This window comes from Haloechinothrix sp. LS1_15 (genome assembly GCF_033042135.1).
Taxonomy (GTDB): domain Bacteria; phylum Actinomycetota; class Actinomycetes; order Mycobacteriales; family Pseudonocardiaceae; genus Haloechinothrix.
In genome coordinates this window covers 285,845-301,768 of sequence record NZ_WBXM01000004.1, presented here as the reverse complement: position 1 = coordinate 301,768, position 15,924 = coordinate 285,845, and the positions used below count along the sequence as shown (strand labels likewise).

The window sequence follows — 15,924 nt, the reverse complement described above, 5'->3', positions numbered from 1 at the left end:
GGGACGATCCCAGGGAGGAGGGTTCATCGTGCCTGCTCAGGACGGCACCGGCAACCCCAACATGCCACTACCGGCCATCGACGAAAACCCCACACCCGGCGTACCCACGCCACCATCCAGCGGCGGACCAGCCGAGGCTGAGGTCTCCGACGTTCACCAGCAGCTCCTGCAACCCAACGACAACGGCCGCACCGCCAGCAACATGGGTGAGCTGCTCTACGCCGACCAACTCCGCAACAACGCCGACGCCATTGTCAAAGGCGGACTCGAAGACATCGCCTTCGACGAAGACGGCGTCCAACAAGTCATCAACCGACTCATAGAACTCTACGAAAAGCTTGCCCTGCACCGAGACGACGACGCGCCAGCTCTAAAAAACATCCTGGAGCGCAACGACCCTGTGTCGAGCAACTACGCCTTCGCGGCGAACCGGGGAGGCCAAGCCTACCTTGAGTCGCTCGATGCTGAGCTTTCGGAACTCGAAGTGCTGATCGAAGACCTACGAACGATCAAGCACGAGCGACTGTGGCTGGAAGAGCAACACGCAGAAGAAATCGAGCGACAGGGATGACACGCGCACGAAGCACCACACCAGTAGCCGCGCTCGCCGCGCTCGCCATGCTGGTCACCGCCTGCACCGAGTCCACCAATGGGACCGCAGAAACTCCCGACGACAACCGCCAGCAGGACGAGCAGCACAGCAGGGCGGACCTACCCCACAGCGGCGCCCCAGCAGTGGACGAACCCATTGACACGACGCGGTTCGAAGACGACCCCTGTCTCGCTCTCGACGATGAGCTGCTCGCCGAAGCTGGCTACGAGTACGAAGAAGCCGAAGCGCGCATTACAGAACACGACGACTCTGTCTGTGATTGGGATATGGGACTTGGCTACGGACACTTCCGAGTTGCGTATACCTTGAACAACAAGGAAGGCTTGAGCGGAATTTATGAAGATCATGCGCTCAACGAATGGGCGCTTTTCAACGAAGTTGACGAGACAGACGGGTATCCGACACTGATCGCCGATCCCGCCGACGCTCGCGATAGAGGATCATGCAACGCCATCGTCGGGGTGCGCGATGACCTGGCTATGTGGGTAACCGTGACCGCTGGTCCCGGTTCGAATGCGCCGTTTCGAGGTGAGGGAGAGGCCTGCGAGGCTGCCTACGAGCTCGCCGAGCTTGCTGTGGAGACGATGAAGGGGGATAACTGATGGCCGATGCGATGGTCGATGGCCGGGGCGCCACCGGCTACTCGGGTGCCCAGATTTACGAGTGGATGACGGCCCAGGATCGGTTTCCCGACACGTTGGGGGCTGGTCGTGAAGCCGCTGGCAGAGGGCACTCGGTGCACCAGGAGGTCGCGGAGGAGCTGGCCCGGCTGCACGGGAGCGTCGGCGAGGCCTGGCGGGGTGAGGCGGCCGAGGCGTTCAAGGCCGAGCTGGACCAGTTCCGCGACAAGTCCGCGATGACCGCCTCCAAAGTCCGGCCAACCGACCCGAGCATGAACGGGCAGAACGATGCGTTCTACCGCGTGCGGAACGAAGTTGAAGAGGTCGAGCCCCAGGCGGACGATCCGAACTGGTTCGTCGACAAGACCGGCTGGACGCTGGGGTTCATGGATTCGGCCGAGGACAAGCGTGCCGCCTGGGAGGAGAAGAACCAGCGCAATATCGAAGCCTACGAGCGCTACTCCACCAGCTCGCAGGCCAACCGGGAGCAGATCGAGAGCGACTACACCCACCGGGACCGCGAGCGCAGTGGTGAGACAGCCACGGCTGGGGCGACCTTCGGATCCGGCGTCGGTGCCGGTGCAGGCTCCGGCGGCTATCCCACAGCACCCACCGCGGCTGGTGCGGGCGCAGGTACTGCTGGTGGTGGGGGTGTGGCGCCGTCGGGTGGTGTTGCTGGTGCTCCGGGTGTGCCGGGGGGTGCGGTAGCCGGTGCTGGTGCTGGTGCCGGTGCGGGTTCCGGTACAGGTGCTGGGGGTGCTGGTGGTGGTGTTCCTGGTGTTGGTGGTCGTCAGGGTGGGGTGCGGTTGCCGGATGGCAGTATCCGGTATCCGGATGGCACGATCCGGCGTCCGGATGGGAGTCTGGTGCGTCCGGATGGGACGGTGATCCCGCCGAGTGGTACCGGCGCCTCGGGCCTGGGTGGCGCTGGTGGTGCGGGTCGTGCTGGGGGTGAGTTCGGCCCGATGGGTTCGGGTGCTGCCGCTGGGGGTGCCGGGATGGCTGCCGGTGGGTTCGCTGGTGCGGCCCCGGGTGGTGCTGCCGGGGGTGCTGGTGGTGCGGCTCCTGGGGCGATGAGTGGTCAGGGTGGTTTCGGGCCGACGGGTTCGGGTGCGGCTGGTGCTGCCGCTGGTGGTGGCCAGGGTGCTGCTGCTGCCGGGGGGCGGGCGCCGATGGGCGGCATGATGGGTGCCGGTGCCGGTCGTGGTGGCCAGGGCAGTGAGGATGAGCAGCATGAGCGGAAGTTCATCCAGGACGAGCAGCTGGATACCGGGCTGCCGGTGGTGCGTGACGAGCACGGGGAGAAGGAGTACGACCCGGTGACCGGGATGGTCATCATCGACGGGGTCATCGGCGAGTAGCCACCGTACGAGGAGTCGACACTCGGAGGGGGAGTCAGACCTGTGATCACGCGACCGGTCACGATCAGCCTGGAGACCTACGCCACCCTGCTGGACAAGGAAAACCTCGGCGATCCACACACCACTTTGGTGGGTGGTAGCCGCTGGTATCCACCGGAGGTGCGGCAGCAACGCGATGTGCGGGTGCTGCGGGAACTGACCGATCAGGGGCTGACCTCCGGCAACCGCGCCAGCGACGACTTCCGCGACACGCTGGTCACCATGCAGCGCCCCGCCGTCGAGTACTACACCATCGCCTCCATCGACGGCACCACCACCACGATCCGCGCCGCCGCGCACGGCCGTGATGCGCTGCTGATCACCAGTCACGGCGAGCAGATCGAGATCGCGCCGATCCCGGCCGAGCAGATGGGGGCGCGGCTGGCAGCGGCGCTGCCGACCGTGCCCGCCGCGCGGGTGCACTCGATGAGCTGCGACCCAGCGGACCTGGATGCCGCGGAGAAGGGCGAGGCGTTCGGCTCGGATGCCAGTTCGCGCGACGCCAAACGCATGAAGCGCTTCCTCGACCAGGACCGCAGTGCGGCCGGGCAGCTCTACGCGGCCATCCGCGACGGGCACGGTCGCCGGTACGTCAACCGCACCCCGGTGCCCTTCTGGCTGGACACGACCGAGGCCGGGCGCGCCCTGCTCAGCCCCACCGAAGGTGGGTGGATCACCCTCATCGGGGCCGATGTGATGACGATCGCGAACAAGCTCAGCGAACTGGAAAACTCGCTGCGGGGCCGCTAGACCGCCGGTCACTCCCCTTCCTCGTCGGAACGCATGGTCTCCAGCACCTCCGAGCACCGTTCGACCAGCCTGGCGAGACCACGTTCATCGGTGACCATGTCCAACCCGGTCGCGCGCGGGTTCCCCAGACGGAACTGGGCCTCATCGCCCACAACCTCACCGAGGATCTCGCACGATCCGTCGATCCGCACCCAGGAATCCACCTCGATGCCACGGCTCAGGAACATCTCAACCTCCGTTATCGCTACCGGTGGTTCGCACCGGTGAGGTGACCGGGCCGCTTCACCACCCATCGGCCACCTCACCGGCAAGTGCAGATTATAAGTACGCAGTTGCACGATCAATAGCTCGAAAGTGTGTACCCGACATACGAGCAACCTCAGCTAGGATACGGCCATGAAAACGGCTACCCGCGCGAAACGGCGTCTGGGACGGTTCCTCCACGACCTGCGCACCGACGCGGGCGTGCTGCTGGAGCAGGCCGCCCACGAACTCAAGACCTCCGACAGCACCGTCAGCCGCTACGAATCCGGCCAGGTCATGCCCGTCTGGGCCACGGTGCTCGCGCTGCTGAACCTCTACGGTGCCACCGACGAGGACCGCACCCGCGCCCTGACGTTATGGGAGCACGCCAGGGACGAGCCGCCGTCCATCCGGCTGCCCACCGGCGCGCCGAAGTCCTACCGACGCCTGGTCAACGCCGAGCGCGAAGCCGAACGGATCCGGATTGTCGAGATGTCGGTCGTGCCAGGGCTGATGCAGACGGAAGCGTATGCCCGTGCAGTGATCTCCACAGCGCGACGCTTCCACGTTTCCGACTCCCAGACTGACAAGCTCGTCACGGCACGACGAACGAGGCAACAACTCTTGGAGGAGTCCGGCCCTGTCCCGCTGCACGCCGTGATTGACGAGGCCCTTATCCGTCGAGCGGTCGGCGGCGTCGAAGTAATGCGCGGACAGTTGGAACATCTCGTGGAGCTCGGCAAGCTTGAGCACATCACGATCCAAGTCATCCCCTTCGGCGCGGGCGCTTACGGATCCATGAACGGTGGCTGCATCATCGTGGACTACCCCGAGCCGGGCGAGGTACCCGGTGTCTACCTCGAATACCCGGCGGGCGGTGCCTGGGTGGATAATGAAGCCGACGTTGAACGCTTCACCACCATGTTCGACGACGCCGCGCGGGCAGCGCTCTCGCCTGCCGACTCGGCGTCGTTGATCACACGACAGATAAGGGCCATGGACACCAATGACCAGCAGCACGAGGTGGCGTAAGAGCAGCTACTCCGGCGGCGACAACAACGCCTGCGTCGAGCTCGATCGGCGCACCGTGACCACCGCGATCCGCGACAGCAAGGACCCCGACGGCGGTCAGCTCGTCATCCCCGCGAGCTCCTGGCACCTGTTCACCACGCGGCTGCGGCGCAGCTGATCAACGGGCGCGCCGGGAGGTGCGCGGCTGCTTCACGCCGGCATCGCAGGGCACAATGGAGCCCGTGACACGACGGCGAGGGCACGCGCTCCCCGAGGAAGTGCCGTTCACGCTGGCCGAGTCCCGGCGGCGCCCCGGCGGGCTCGCCGTGATCGCGGCGGCCCTGGCTGCCGTCGGCGTGAGCATGATCCTCGACGGCAACGCCCTCGGCTGGCTACTCGCCGTGTTCTTCGGCGCCGCCACGCTCGTGCTCGCGGCGATGACACTTCACCCACCCCAGCTACAGGTCACCGAGGAGGGCCTCACGGCGGGCTCGTTGTTCTCCCGGCCCGTCGAGATGCGCTGGCACCACATCGACGAGTTCGTCACCATCCGGTTGCCCTACCGCGGCGGCACCATGGTCGGCGTGCGCTACTCCGAAGACGGCACCCGGGAGCTGCCCGCCCCGGCCGGTGGGTCGCGCAGCACCGCGCTGTCGCACTCGCTCACCGGCGCCGACGCGGCCCTGCCCGCCACCTCCGGCCTCGGCGCCGACACCGACGATTTGGTGGCGCTGCTCAACCGGCTACTGGCTGAACGCCGCACGGCTGGGTGAGCGGTTACGACCACTGACCGTCGACCGCAGCGGCGCGGTAGGCCGACCACTCGGTAACGGCAGCGGCGGCCGCAGCGCTCACCACAGCGACGCCCACCAGCACGACTGCGTACTGCCACGTCGAGAGCATGCCGATGCTGGGCAGCGCGAAGACAGTGACCACGGGCACCACGATCGCCACCCCAGCCACCAGCGCAGGGCTGTGCGCCCGCACCCGGCGTAGCAGCCGCCAGGCGAGCCACCACAGACCGAACAGCCCGCCGAGGGTCACGATCAGCACGAAGACCTGCCCCGCCCGGGCGGCGCTGTCATCGCCCGTGATCGCAGGCGAGAGCACGAAAACGGTATACATGATCGCGACGACGAGCGCCGCAGGCACCGGCCAGGTACCTGCGATGAGCGCTGCCGCGGCCATGGGCTGCCAGCGCATCCGCTCAGGCTGCTGCCTACCGCCAGCGTCCGGCACCGCATCCCCAGACACCGATCCCCCTCTCGCCGACCCGGACGTCACCGTAGCACGCGCGACGCGGCCACCGAGGTCAACGACGCCCGGCTGTCAGGCGTTGATCGTGTCCCCTTCGAGGGCCAGACAATCCTCCGTGGACACTATCCAAGCATCCAGTGCGGGCTCCGCCAGCACTTCTGCGATCAGTTCAGCGCTGCCCGCCACCAGCGTCGAATCGAAGTCGATCTCGGAGCCGACGAACCATGCCCGGTCGGACGGCCACATGAGGTTCGGCGACTGCCGGCCGCCATCCCCCTCGTCAAACGGCTCAGCTCCCTCCAGCGAGCCGCTGAACAGGATGTAGTCGCGGCCAGGATGGTGCAGACGCGGCCCGTCGAGCACCTCGCGCGGGAACGCGGGCGGCACCGGCTCCGGCCGCTCGTCGCGGCGAAGCAACCCGAGCATCCGCCGCAGGCGGGCACCGAATCCCGGCCTCCGAACCACCATCCGTGCCACGGCCCTGCCGCCCGAGATCCAGCCCCAGCCGTCCCACAGGCCGAAGTAGCAGGCCCCGGGCGTGGTGGTGTGTCGCGACAGGATGCGGCACAGCGCCGTGAACTGCTCCGGAGCGAGGTTACCCGGCTCAGGTTCGTCGCCGTCCCAGTCCACGGCGCGGTCGGCGCGCTCCCCGCCGCTTGCGGCGATGCGCCCCCACTGCATCAGCGCGTGCGCCTGCTTGCCGGTGGCGGCGCAGACATCCACCCAGGTGGCTGGCTGGTCCTCGGCGTCGACCACGGGGTGCAGCACGCGCGCGTACGCGTCGAACCCGTGCGGCACCACGGAGCCGACCCAGCCGCCGAACGTCCCCAGCCTGGGCGCGATCCAGTCGCCGACCGAGACATCCGAAACCGGCCGTCGCGCGGTGTCACCCTCCATGCCCGGCTAGTGTGTCAGCCACGGTCGCGTCGACACTAAGGATCTCCCGCATCTCGGGGTGTATCTGGTCCGGCATCGCGCCTCGCCCACGGCCCACCGACGACGTCCTCATCGGACCGAACCTCGCCGGCGATGAGGTGGCGGTACCGCTCCGCGTCGTCCTGCGGACGGTAGCCGAGCTCCAGGGCCTCGCGCAGCGAGAACCGTCCCCGGCTGTTCGCGGACACGCCCCACACCACCCGGAAGCCGGGCTCCTGTGCGGCGAGCATCGCCTCCACCAGCCGCGCGCAGTCCTCCGGCGACAACCAGGTCTCCAACTCGCGCAGGTTACGCGGGCGTTCGGTGGCCGAACCGATCCGCAGGCAGAGCACGTGCATGCCGTACCGGTCGTGGTACAGGCTGCCCAGCGCCTCCCCCGTCACCTTGCTGACGCCGTAGAACGTGTCCGGGCGCGGGAACGCGTAGTCACCGACCCCATCGGCCAGCGGGTGGAACCCCACCGCGTGGTTGCTGCTCGCCAGCACGACCCGAGGCACGCCGGCCCGCCGTGCGGCCTCCAGCACGGTGTAGGTGCCGTGGATGTTGGCGTGCAGCACGTCCGGCCACGGGGCCTCGCCAGGCAGCGCCGCGAGGTGAACGACGGCGTCGACGTCCCGGCACGCGCGCTCCACGGCCGCCGCGTCGGTGACATCAGCCCGCACGATCTCGACCGCGCCCTCGGCGTCGACGTCGGCGGCCGCCCCGCTGTCACCATCCAACGGAACGGCGTCGAGCAGCCGCAGCAGGCGGCCCCGCCGCGGCATCCGCTGCCGCAGCATGGCGCCGATACGACCCGCGGCGCCGGTGATGAGGATGCGTTCGGCCATGATGACCTCCGGTCCGTCGTCACGATGGGTGAGCCGAAGGACTCCTCAGGTGCACATCGTGTACCCAAAAAGCCCTTCCGCTCGCACCACCGGCTCAGGATTCCAGCGCCGCGCGCACGATCGCCAATGCCTCCTGCCGGTCGATGCCGAGGGCATCAACGGCGCGGGCGTACTCGGCGGCGTGCTCGGCGGCCTTGCTCCTGCTGCGGTCGCCGGTGGCCGAGACGAAGGTTCCCGACCGGCCGCGCGTGTCGATCATCCCGGCGGACTCCAGCTCCCGGTAGGCGCGGGCGACGGTGTTGGCCGCGATACCGAGATCGGCGGCCAGCGCGCGCACGGTGGGGAGCTTGGTGCCCACCGGGAGACTTCCGTCGTTGATCTTCCGCGCCAGCTGCGAGCGCACCTGCTCGAACGGTGGCACCGTCGAGGAGCTGTCGACACCGTCGATCACACCGTCACCGCCTGTCATGGCTCCTTCGTACCACGTGGCCGTGTCGCGGCCTCGCGTCTCGGGGTCCTCATCGCGTCCGCCGAGCGACCGAGCGCTTGCCGCCCATCCCCGCTACCGTCGACCACGTGACTGATACATCCGTACCACTTTCCGTGCCGATGCGCGGCCGCCCGAGGGGGCGGTGGCGGTGAACCTGCTCCTGGGGCTGGGGGCCGCCGCCGGGTACGGCGCGGGTGATTTCTTCGTCGGCCTGGCGGGCAGGCGCGGTGGGGTGTGGCCGGTGCTGGTGGCCACCCAACTGGTGAGCCTCGCGGTGCTGCTCGCTGTGCTGCTTGTGGTGCTGCCGTTTACCCCGGAGGCTTCGCCCACCGTGGCCGACCTCGCCTGGGGCTGTGTCGCGGGCGTCGGCAAGGCGGCGGGTGGGCTGTTCCTGATCCGCGGCATGGTCATCGGCCAGATGAACGTGATCGCCCCGGTGAGTTCGCTGTCCGGCGCGGGGCTGCCGATCCTCGTGGCGCTGGCGATCGGTGAGCGCCCCACTCTGCTCGCCTGGGCTGGCGTGATTACCGGACTGGCAGCGATCGGGCTGGTCTCCACCGGCGGTAGGCGTGCCGCCGGTGGCGGGTTCGGTGGGCCCCTCGCCGAGGGGTTCGGGTTCGGTCTCGCCGCAGGAGTCGGCTTCGCGACGCTGTACCTCGCCCTCGACCGCACCGGCGACGGTAGCGGGATCTGGCCGGTGCTGGCCGCGCAGTGCGTCGTGGCAGGCGCGTTCCTGCTCGTCGTCGTCGCGACCGGGCGCGGCATTCGGCCGCCACGCTCGGTGTGGGCCGCCGTGGTCGCGGCCGGGGTGGCGGGCATCCTGGCGACGGTGGCGTTCCTGTACGGCACCCGCACCGGCCTGGTGAGCATCACGGCGGTGCTCGCCTCGCTATCGCCCGCGGTGACCGTGCTGCTCGCCCGGATGGTGCTGGCGGAGTACCTGCCCCCGCGCCGCGCGGCCGGACTGGTGATCGCCATCGCGGCACTGGTGCTGATCGGCCTGGGATGAGCCGAAGGGGCCCTCCGGTGCACATGATGTACCGAAGGAGTCCTTCGGCTCACACCCCCGCCCACGATCAGTCGCTGAGCGTAACCGGGGGTAGGTACCGGCCTGACGGTTCGCGATGCCACCAGGCTCCGGTGTCGCGGCGTTCGCGCGGGGTGGTGAACCGGTACCGGTACAACCAGGCCCGCACGTAGGTGGGTGGACTGTCAGGGAACGGGTTGTGGCGCAGCAGCTTCAGCGTGGCGCGGTCGCCAGCCAGCAACTTCGCCACGAAACGCCGGACCCACGGCTCGGCGTAAGCGGGCGACAGCGCGGCGAACCACATCAGCCAGTCCAACCGCAGGTGGTAGGGCGCGACCTGCGGCGGGCGTCGCGTGACATCGCCCGGCTTGCCCTTGAACTCGTACTCCCGCCACTCGGCCCCCGGACCGGGCGGGTCGTCCCGGGTGCCCTCGATCACGACCTCGTAGCGTTCGCGGGTGACCGCGCCGAACGCGCCGTAGGTGTTCACCAGGTGCAGCGGTTCGAAGCTCCGGTTCATCACCTGGGTCCGCGACAGCAGGTTGCGCACCGGCCAGTAGCTGAGCACCAGCACCAGCGCGGTCACGGCCAACACCACTCCCTGGAACCAGGTGGGTGCCGGGTCGAGTTCGGTGGGCGGCGACACCGGCAGCAGCTTCGCCCACACACCGTCGGCGATCACCGAGAGGGCGATGACGATCGTCAGCACGTTCAACCACGCGAAGTTACCGCTGGCCACCAGCCACAACTGGGTGACGATCATGATGATCGCGGCGACGCTCGCCACGGGCTGCGGCAGGAACAACAGGAACGGCAGCACGAGCTGGGTGACGTGATTGGCGGCCACCTCCATCCGGTGCAGCGGTTTCGGCAGGTGGTGCGAGTACCAGCTCAACGGGTTCGGCATCGGCTGGGTCTCGTGGTGGTAGTACAGGCAGGTCAGGTCCCGCCAGCACGGATCACCCCGCAGTTTGATGAGCCCGGCCCCGAACTCCACCCGGAACAACACCCAGCGCAGCGCCAGCAGCACCAGCAGCGCCGGTTCCATCGTGGCCGGGCCGAGGAAGATCGCCAGGAACCCCACCTCACACAGCAGCGATTCCCAGCCGAAGCCGTACCAGACCTGGCCGACGTTGACGGTCGAAACGTAGAGCACCCACAACAGCGCCCACACCGCCATGTGCGCCCACAGCGGGAGATCATCCCCCATACCGAACAGCAGTGCCGCGGAAATCACCACACCGGTCCAAGCGACGAGCGCGAAAAACCGGTCCGAATAGTACAGATGGAACAGGCTGGGTGAACGGCGGAACGACACCCGGCTGGTGTAGCGGGGCACCGGGGTGATGCCGTGCTCACCGATGAGCGCGCGGAACTGGAGCGCGGCGCTGAGGAACGCCACCAGATACACCAGCGCGAGCCCGCGCTGGAAGACGAGAGTGCTCAGCCAGTAACCGTCAGCGCCGAACCACTCCACGTGTCACTCCCCCGGATGATCGAGGCGCATCGGACGGTCGTCGGGAACGACTGTCCGCGTGCGGGAACAGTAACGAACTCCCGGCCATGACGCCGACAGCATGCCAGTCATCTCGGCGGTCGCGCCTTCCTCCACATCGCAGCGGGCGCCGACCACTACGACGGTCGCAGGCGCCGCGCTCACGCGCGTTCCAGCACCACGACGGGGATCTCCCGGTCGGTGGCGGCCTGGTACGAGTCGTAGTCGGGCCATACCGCCGCCATCAGCGGCCACAGGCGCGCCCGCTCGTCCGGATCGGCCGTCCTGGCGCGTGCGGCGAACCGCTCCGCACCGACCTGCACGCCGACCTGGGGGTTCGCCTGGAGGTTGCGGTACCAGTCCGGGTGGGCGTCCGCGCCCCCCTTGGAGGCCACCACGACGTAGCGCCCGCCGTCCTCCTGGTAGATCAGCGCGGACTTGCGCATGCGGCCTGACCTGCGGCCGGTGGTGGTCAGGATCAGCACCGGGGCGTCGTTCACCCAGACATGGCCGACCTCACCGTCGGTTTCCTCGTACCGCCGGACGTGCTCGTCGCCGAACAGCATGCGGCTCCCCTCTCGCCGGTTGTGGGACATGCATGATCGGCATCGAGGCTAGCCCCGGCGGCCGGATCCAGCCACGCGGCGAGCCTGCCGGGGTTAGCCCAACGCCGCGGCGATACGTTCCAGCGCGTCGCGCCAGCGCGTGCGCGACCGCTCCCTTGCGTCGGCGTCGGGCAGCTTCTCCACGTGCGCCTGCACCGCGGTCTTGCCGGAAGCGGGCGCGGTCAGCGCAAGCTGCACCGTGGCGGGTGACGCCCACCCCTGCGGCTGCCAGGTGAACCGGAGCCGGTCACCGGGTTTGGCCACCCGGATCTCACCGCTAGCGGCGGCACCGTCCGGCCCTGCCTGCACGGTGTAGCGCTCGCCCCGCTGGAACGTCACCGATACCCCCTCCCCCAGCCACAGCTCGGGCCGCTCGGTCAGCACCCGCCACACCTCCGTGGGGGTCGCGGGCACCGTCTTGCGCACCCCCACCTGGAAGCCCGCGTCGGCGGTCTGGCCCGCGACTCGCTTGCCACGGGCCTGCTCGTAACCAACCGCCAGCGTCTGGTGCCACCAGCCACTGATCTCGGGGTGCTCGCTGTTCAGGTGGGTGACGATCTCCTTGTGGCTCCACCCCGACGCTCCCGCGGCATCGAGCTGGCCAAGCCATTCCTGCCACCCTTGCCCGGTGGCCGCGCGCACCGAGGAGGAGCTCACCCTGGCCAGCGTCGGCTCCGCGTCGTCATCGGCCATGGCGACAGTCTTGCCGCAGGCAACGGTGAGCGCAACCGGTCCCTTGCCGCCCGGCCGCGGCGGCCTCGCGGCCGGACTGCCGACGTCACCTGCGGATCAGACCGCGCTGAGTCGCGGCGGCCACCGCCGCTGTCCGGGAGTCGACGCCGAGCTTGCCGAAGATGTGCACCAGGTGCGACTTGACCGTGGCCTGGCTGAGGAAGAGCCGCTTGCTGATCTCCTGGTTGGACAGACCGTCGGCGACCAGCTGGAGCACCTCGATCTCCCGCTTGCTCAGCGCGGTTCCCGGCACGCGCATACGCCGCATCAACCGGTTGGCCACCGAAGGCGCCAGGGCGGAGGAGCCCGCCGCCGCCGTGCGCACCGCCGCGGCAAGCTCCTCCGGAGGAGTGTCCTTGAGCAGGTACCCCGCCGCGCCAGCCTCCACGGCGGCCAGGATGTCCGCATCGGTGTCGTAGGTGGTCAGCACCAGCACACGCGGCGCCCCGGGAGCGGCGAGGATGGCTTCCGTGGCGGCCGCGCCGTGCATGCCGGAACCGAACTGCAGGTCCATCAACACCACGTCCACATCCGACGATCCCGCCAGGCTCACCGCCCGCTCCGCGGTATCCGCTTCCGCGACGACCTCAAGGTCGGGCTCGGCCTCGAGCACGGCTCGCAGGCCTGCGCGCACCACAGGGTGGTCGTCGGCGAGTAGCAACCGGATCCGCCCGGTCATGGTGACTGCCCTTCCGGGTGCCGGTACGGGAAGCTCACCGCCAGCGCGGTCCCCTGCCCCGGTGCCGACTCCACCGCCAACGTGCCGCCGAGAGAGCGCACCCGCGCCCGCATCGCTGCCAGCCCGAAACCGCCGTCACTATCTTCCCCAGCGCGGCAGGCGATGGTCGTCGCGGGATCGAAGCCGATGCCGTCGTCCACAGCGTCCAGTGTGACGCCGTCGTCCATGTAGCTGAGCGTGATCTCGGCCCTGCTCGCAGCCGCGTGGCGGACCGTGTTCGCCAGTGCGGATTGCGCGATCCGTAGCAGCGCGACCTCGTAGGCCGTCGGTACCGTCGCCAGCTCCCCGCTGGTGTGGAAGTGCACGGCCAGGCCGGACTGCGTGGCGGTCTGCTCGCACAGCCGTCGCAGCGCGGCGGGCAGTGGCGTGCCGTCCAGCTCCGCCGGTGCCAGCGCCCGCACCAGCCTACGCACCTGCACCAGGTTGTCCTGCGCCGCATCCCGTGCCTGGCGCACGTGCTCGGCGGCGGTGACCGGCTCGGCGGGTAGGGCGCGCTCGGCGGCACGGAGCAGCAGCTGGATACTGGACAGCCCCTGCGCCACGGTGTCGTGAATCTCGGTGGCCAGCCGCTCCCGCTCGGCGTGCACGCCTGCCGCGTGCTCCGCGGCGGCCAGCTCGTCACGGGCCTCGGTCAACTCCTCGATCAACCGTTTGCGTTGCTCGTTCTCCCTGTGGAGCGCGAGGTAGCCGAGCACGGTGGCCACCGCCACCGCGGCCCCCAGCGCGGGGCCGATGATCCCAGCCGGTGTGACGCCCTGCTGGTGCCACGCGAAACCGGCGATCGCGGCCAGCGTGGTCGCCGCGACGGCAACCAGTCCCGGCACCAGCGGGAGCAGGTGGAGCTGCACGAAGAACAGCGGAAACGCCAGCCACACCCCGTCCGGGGTCAGCCCGAGCAGCACCAGCCAGGCCAAGCCGAGCAGCAGCAGCCACGTACCGGTGGCCGCACGCGAGCGACCCACCCGCCGCAGCAGCGGCCCAGCAGCGTAGATCGCTGCCACCGCAGCCGCGGCAGCGGCCACGACGACGGGCCGCGCGGTGTAGCCAGCCACCGCGCGCACCACCGCCAGCAGCAACAGCGCCGCCACCAGCAGGTGCAGGCACACCCGCACCACGCGCAGTGGCCGGTCCAGGGTACGGGGATTCACGACACCTCCAGGCTAGCGCCGCGACGGCAGACGTCATCCATCGAACGATGGATCCGGGTCTCCACCGTTCGGCACCCGGGAACCGCACCGCGGTACGACGGTCAGCGCGGCATCCGGCCGGATGCTGACGGTAGTGCGGGTCGCCTGCGCGCACCCGCCACACCACACGGAAGGGGACAGCGAGCATGTTCGTTGCGTGGCGGGACATGCGGTTCGCCCGCGGGCGTTTCACGTTGATGACGCTGGTCGTGGTTCTGCTGATGCTGCTCGTCGGGCTCATCTCGGGACTGACCGAAGGGTTGGCACGGAGCAGCACCTCGGCGGTGACCGGACTGCCCGTCGACCACCTAACTCTCGCAGCCCCGAGCGACGGTGAGGACGCGGCGTTCGAGCGCTCCATGCTCAGCCGGGAGCAGGCTCACGAGTGGAGCCGCGCCACGGGCGTCGAACGAGCCGCCCCGTTCGGGGTCGGCACCGCCAGGGCCGAACTCGACGGCCACGCGGCGCGGATCTCGGTGTTCGGGGTCGCCGCGAGCGGCGAACCGGGCGGCTCACTCATCCCGGGCGGGCAGCCGGTCGCGCGAGGGGCCGCGGTGCTGTCCACAGGGGCCGCCGAGGAACTCGACGCCGGGCCCGGTGATGTCTTGACGCTGCCCGGCCATTCGTTGCGGGTACGGGCGGTGGCCGGTACGGATTCCTACAGTCACGCACCGGTCGTCTGGCTCGCGTTGCCGGACTGGCGCGAGCTGGCAGGCGGTGCGCAGGGCGCGGGCTATGCCACCGCACTCGCGCTCGACACCACCGCGGACGCCGACCTGGCTGCCACCGACGCGCGGCTGGGCACCACCACCATCGCACGTGACGACGCCAGACACGCGGTCAGCTCGTTCGACGCGGAGAACAGCTCACTGCAGGCGATGCGCGGGCTGCTTCTGGCGATATCCGCGCTGGTGACCGGGGCGTTCTTCGCGGTGTGGACGATCCAGCGCAGCACCGACATCGCGGTCCTCAAAGCGCTGGGCGCGGCCACCGGCTACCTGGTGCGCGACGCACTGGCCCAGGCGTGCGCCGTGCTCGTGGCCGGGATCGCGGCCGGGTCGGCGCTGGCCGTGGCCACCGGCGCGGCCGTGTCCGGCGTGGTGCCGTTCGCGCTGGACGCGGGAACTCTCCTGGCCCCGGCCACGGCGATGCTGGTGCTCGGCCTGCTCGGCGCGTCGCTGGCCGTGCGCCGCGTCACCGCCATCGACCCGCTGACCGCCCTCGGGAGCGCACGATGACACTGAGCCTGCACGACGTCACACTCACCTACCCCGACGGTGACAGCCGGTTGACCGCGCTCGACAACGTCTCCCTCGACGTCCCTGCCGGTTCGGTGACCGGCGTGGTCGGGCCGTCGGGATCCGGAAAATCCAGCTTGCTCGCGGTCGCCGCCACGCTGATCACCCCGGACAGCGGGGAGGTCACTGTCGACGGCACCGCTACCAGCGGCATGGACCGGGCGGCTCGCGCGGCGCTGCGGCGCCGCGACCTCGGCATCGTGTTCCAGCAACCCAACCTGCTGCCCTCGCTCACCGCCGTGGAACAGCTCGAGGTCATGGCACGCATCAGCGGGCGCCGTCGGCCGAGCGACCGTTCCCGGGCCGAGCGGCTCCTCGCGGCCGTCGGCCTCGCGGACCAGGCACACCGCAAGCCACAGCAACTCTCGGGTGGGCAGCGCCAGCGGGTCGCGATCGCCCGCGCGCTGCTGAACGACCCGGCGGTGCTGCTGGTCGACGAACCCACCAGCGCCCTCGACCGGGATCGCGGGGCGGCGATCGTCGACCTGCTCGTCACGCTGACCCGGCAACGCTCCACGGCGACCGTGCTGGTCACCCACGATCACGAGTACCTCAGCGAGGTCGACCACATCGTCGAGATGATCGACGGCAGGCTGGGGACACGGCAACCGATCGGCTGAGGCAGCAACGGCAACCGCCGTTCGCTGTGTAACCGATCGCGCGGACCGGACGACATGCCCCGTGTCACCGTTTC

The 15,924-nt window shown here is 69.5% G+C and carries 20 protein-coding genes; 10 read left to right on the top strand and 10 right to left on the bottom strand.

What is annotated here, in order from left to right:
* The first annotated feature begins 28 nt into the window (after positions 1-28).
* From F8178_RS08825 to F8178_RS08810, 4 genes are read left to right on the top strand one after another with little or no spacing between them, the layout of a single operon-like run.
* Positions 29-571, top strand: a complete 543-nt coding sequence (locus F8178_RS08825) for a hypothetical protein (protein WP_317494210.1) — start codon at positions 29-31, stop codon at positions 569-571.
* Positions 568-1,215, top strand: coding sequence for a DUF3558 domain-containing protein (locus tag F8178_RS08820; protein WP_317494209.1), 648 nt, complete (start codon positions 568-570; stop codon positions 1,213-1,215). Before F8178_RS08825 ends, F8178_RS08820 begins: the two co-directional genes overlap by 4 nt.
* The gene (locus F8178_RS08815; protein WP_317494208.1) at positions 1,215-2,594 is read left to right on the top strand and encodes a hypothetical protein; all 1,380 of its coding nucleotides are present in this window, start codon (positions 1,215-1,217) and stop codon (positions 2,592-2,594) included. Before F8178_RS08820 ends, F8178_RS08815 begins: the two co-directional genes overlap by 1 nt.
* A 42-nt stretch (positions 2,595-2,636) precedes the next feature.
* Complete coding sequence (locus F8178_RS08810; RefSeq protein ID WP_317494207.1) at positions 2,637-3,383, top strand: ESX secretion-associated protein EspG; 747 nt, start codon at positions 2,637-2,639, stop codon at positions 3,381-3,383.
* 8 nt (positions 3,384-3,391) lie between these two features.
* Here the strand turns inward: F8178_RS08810 and F8178_RS08805 are convergent, their stop codons facing one another.
* Complete coding sequence (locus F8178_RS08805; protein ID WP_317494206.1) at positions 3,392-3,610, bottom strand: hypothetical protein; 219 nt, start codon at positions 3,608-3,610, stop codon at positions 3,392-3,394.
* A 169-nt stretch (positions 3,611-3,779) separates the two neighbouring features.
* Here F8178_RS08805 and F8178_RS08800 point away from each other — a divergent pair, with 169 nt between their 5' ends.
* The 3 genes from F8178_RS08800 to F8178_RS08790 all read left to right on the top strand — a co-directional run bounded on the left by F8178_RS08800 (position 3,780) and on the right by F8178_RS08790 (position 5,410).
* The gene (locus F8178_RS08800) at positions 3,780-4,658 is read left to right on the top strand and encodes a helix-turn-helix transcriptional regulator (protein WP_317494205.1); all 879 of its coding nucleotides are present in this window, start codon (positions 3,780-3,782) and stop codon (positions 4,656-4,658) included.
* Positions 4,633-4,815: a DUF397 domain-containing protein gene (locus F8178_RS08795; protein WP_317494204.1), complete on the top strand. Its 183-nt coding sequence runs from the start codon at positions 4,633-4,635 to the stop codon at positions 4,813-4,815. Before F8178_RS08800 ends, F8178_RS08795 begins: the two co-directional genes overlap by 26 nt.
* A gap of 64 nt (positions 4,816-4,879) precedes the next feature.
* Entirely contained in the window at positions 4,880-5,410 is a 531-nt protein-coding gene (locus F8178_RS08790; protein ID WP_317494203.1) for a hypothetical protein, read from the top strand.
* Positions 5,411-5,414: 4 nt separating this feature from the next.
* Here the strand turns inward: F8178_RS08790 and F8178_RS08785 are convergent, their stop codons facing one another.
* The 4 genes from F8178_RS08785 to F8178_RS08770 all read right to left on the bottom strand — a co-directional run bounded on the left by F8178_RS08785 (position 5,415) and on the right by F8178_RS08770 (position 8,126).
* Positions 5,415-5,891: a hypothetical protein gene (locus tag F8178_RS08785; RefSeq protein WP_317494202.1), complete on the bottom strand. Its 477-nt coding sequence runs from the start codon at positions 5,889-5,891 to the stop codon at positions 5,415-5,417.
* 75 nt (positions 5,892-5,966) lie between these two features.
* Positions 5,967-6,791: a hypothetical protein gene (locus F8178_RS08780; protein WP_317494201.1), complete on the bottom strand. Its 825-nt coding sequence runs from the start codon at positions 6,789-6,791 to the stop codon at positions 5,967-5,969.
* A 35-nt stretch (positions 6,792-6,826) separates the two neighbouring features.
* Positions 6,827-7,657, bottom strand: a complete 831-nt coding sequence (locus F8178_RS08775; protein ID WP_317494200.1) for an NAD(P)-dependent oxidoreductase — start codon at positions 7,655-7,657, stop codon at positions 6,827-6,829.
* A 94-nt stretch (positions 7,658-7,751) separates the two neighbouring features.
* Positions 7,752-8,126, bottom strand: coding sequence for a GntR family transcriptional regulator (locus F8178_RS08770; protein ID WP_317494199.1), 375 nt, complete (start codon positions 8,124-8,126; stop codon positions 7,752-7,754).
* Positions 8,127-8,295: 169 nt separating this feature from the next.
* On the opposite strand from F8178_RS08770, the gene F8178_RS08765 reads away from it, so the two are divergent.
* Positions 8,296-9,156: an EamA family transporter gene (locus tag F8178_RS08765; RefSeq protein WP_317494198.1), complete on the top strand. Its 861-nt coding sequence runs from the start codon at positions 8,296-8,298 to the stop codon at positions 9,154-9,156.
* A gap of 67 nt (positions 9,157-9,223) precedes the next feature.
* On the opposite strand, the gene F8178_RS08760 is transcribed toward F8178_RS08765, so the two are convergent.
* From F8178_RS08760 to F8178_RS08740, 5 genes are all read right to left on the bottom strand, one after another.
* Positions 9,224-10,651, bottom strand: coding sequence for a lipase maturation factor family protein (locus F8178_RS08760; RefSeq protein ID WP_317494197.1), 1,428 nt, complete (start codon positions 10,649-10,651; stop codon positions 9,224-9,226).
* Between the two features lie 179 nt (positions 10,652-10,830).
* Complete coding sequence (locus F8178_RS08755; RefSeq protein ID WP_317494196.1) at positions 10,831-11,235, bottom strand: nitroreductase family deazaflavin-dependent oxidoreductase; 405 nt, start codon at positions 11,233-11,235, stop codon at positions 10,831-10,833.
* Positions 11,236-11,328: 93 nt separating this feature from the next.
* Positions 11,329-11,967 (bottom strand): SRPBCC domain-containing protein, encoded by a 639-nt coding sequence (locus tag F8178_RS08750; RefSeq protein ID WP_317494195.1) that lies wholly within the window; start codon positions 11,965-11,967, stop codon positions 11,329-11,331.
* Positions 11,968-12,052: 85 nt separating this feature from the next.
* Positions 12,053-12,685 carry a response regulator transcription factor gene (locus tag F8178_RS08745; protein ID WP_317494194.1) on the bottom strand — a complete coding sequence of 211 codons (633 nt, stop codon included), beginning with the start codon at positions 12,683-12,685 and terminating at the stop codon, positions 12,053-12,055.
* Positions 12,682-13,893, bottom strand: coding sequence for a sensor histidine kinase (locus F8178_RS08740; protein WP_317494193.1), 1,212 nt, complete (start codon positions 13,891-13,893; stop codon positions 12,682-12,684). Before F8178_RS08740 ends, F8178_RS08745 begins: the two co-directional genes overlap by 4 nt.
* 185 nt (positions 13,894-14,078) lie before the next feature.
* Here F8178_RS08740 and F8178_RS08735 point away from each other — a divergent pair, with 185 nt between their 5' ends.
* Together F8178_RS08735 and F8178_RS08730 are read left to right on the top strand one after the other, a co-directional pair.
* Positions 14,079-15,170 carry an ABC transporter permease gene (locus F8178_RS08735; protein ID WP_317494192.1) on the top strand — a complete coding sequence of 364 codons (1,092 nt, stop codon included), beginning with the start codon at positions 14,079-14,081 and terminating at the stop codon, positions 15,168-15,170.
* Positions 15,167-15,850: an ABC transporter ATP-binding protein gene (locus tag F8178_RS08730; RefSeq protein WP_317494191.1), complete on the top strand. Its 684-nt coding sequence runs from the start codon at positions 15,167-15,169 to the stop codon at positions 15,848-15,850. Before F8178_RS08735 ends, F8178_RS08730 begins: the two co-directional genes overlap by 4 nt.
* Positions 15,851-15,924 lie beyond the last annotated feature (74 nt).

What these genes read in the sequence shown, in the direction of transcription:
- F8178_RS08820 (WP_317494209.1), top strand. Translation starts at nt 568, where the DNA reads ATGACACGCGCACGAAGCACCACACCAGTAGCCGCGCTCGCCGCGCTC.
- F8178_RS08815 (WP_317494208.1), top strand. Translation starts at nt 1,215, where the DNA reads ATGGCCGATGCGATGGTCGATGGCCGGGGCGCCACCGGCTACTCGGGT.
- F8178_RS08805 (WP_317494206.1), bottom strand. Translation starts at nt 3,610, where the DNA reads ATGTTCCTGAGCCGTGGCATCGAGGTGGATTCCTGGGTGCGGATCGAC.
- F8178_RS08800 (WP_317494205.1), top strand. Translation starts at nt 3,780, where the DNA reads ATGAAAACGGCTACCCGCGCGAAACGGCGTCTGGGACGGTTCCTCCAC.
- F8178_RS08795 (WP_317494204.1), top strand. Translation starts at nt 4,633, where the DNA reads ATGACCAGCAGCACGAGGTGGCGTAAGAGCAGCTACTCCGGCGGCGAC.
- F8178_RS08780 (WP_317494201.1), bottom strand. Translation starts at nt 6,791, where the DNA reads ATGGAGGGTGACACCGCGCGACGGCCGGTTTCGGATGTCTCGGTCGGC.
- F8178_RS08775 (WP_317494200.1), bottom strand. Translation starts at nt 7,657, where the DNA reads ATGGCCGAACGCATCCTCATCACCGGCGCCGCGGGTCGTATCGGCGCC.
- F8178_RS08770 (WP_317494199.1), bottom strand. Translation starts at nt 8,126, where the DNA reads ATGACAGGCGGTGACGGTGTGATCGACGGTGTCGACAGCTCCTCGACG.
- F8178_RS08755 (WP_317494196.1), bottom strand. Translation starts at nt 11,235, where the DNA reads ATGCTGTTCGGCGACGAGCACGTCCGGCGGTACGAGGAAACCGACGGT.
- F8178_RS08750 (WP_317494195.1), bottom strand. Translation starts at nt 11,967, where the DNA reads ATGGCCGATGACGACGCGGAGCCGACGCTGGCCAGGGTGAGCTCCTCC.
- F8178_RS08745 (WP_317494194.1), bottom strand. Translation starts at nt 12,685, where the DNA reads ATGACCGGGCGGATCCGGTTGCTACTCGCCGACGACCACCCTGTGGTG.
- F8178_RS08735 (WP_317494192.1), top strand. Translation starts at nt 14,079, where the DNA reads ATGTTCGTTGCGTGGCGGGACATGCGGTTCGCCCGCGGGCGTTTCACG.
- F8178_RS08730 (WP_317494191.1), top strand. Translation starts at nt 15,167, where the DNA reads ATGACACTGAGCCTGCACGACGTCACACTCACCTACCCCGACGGTGAC.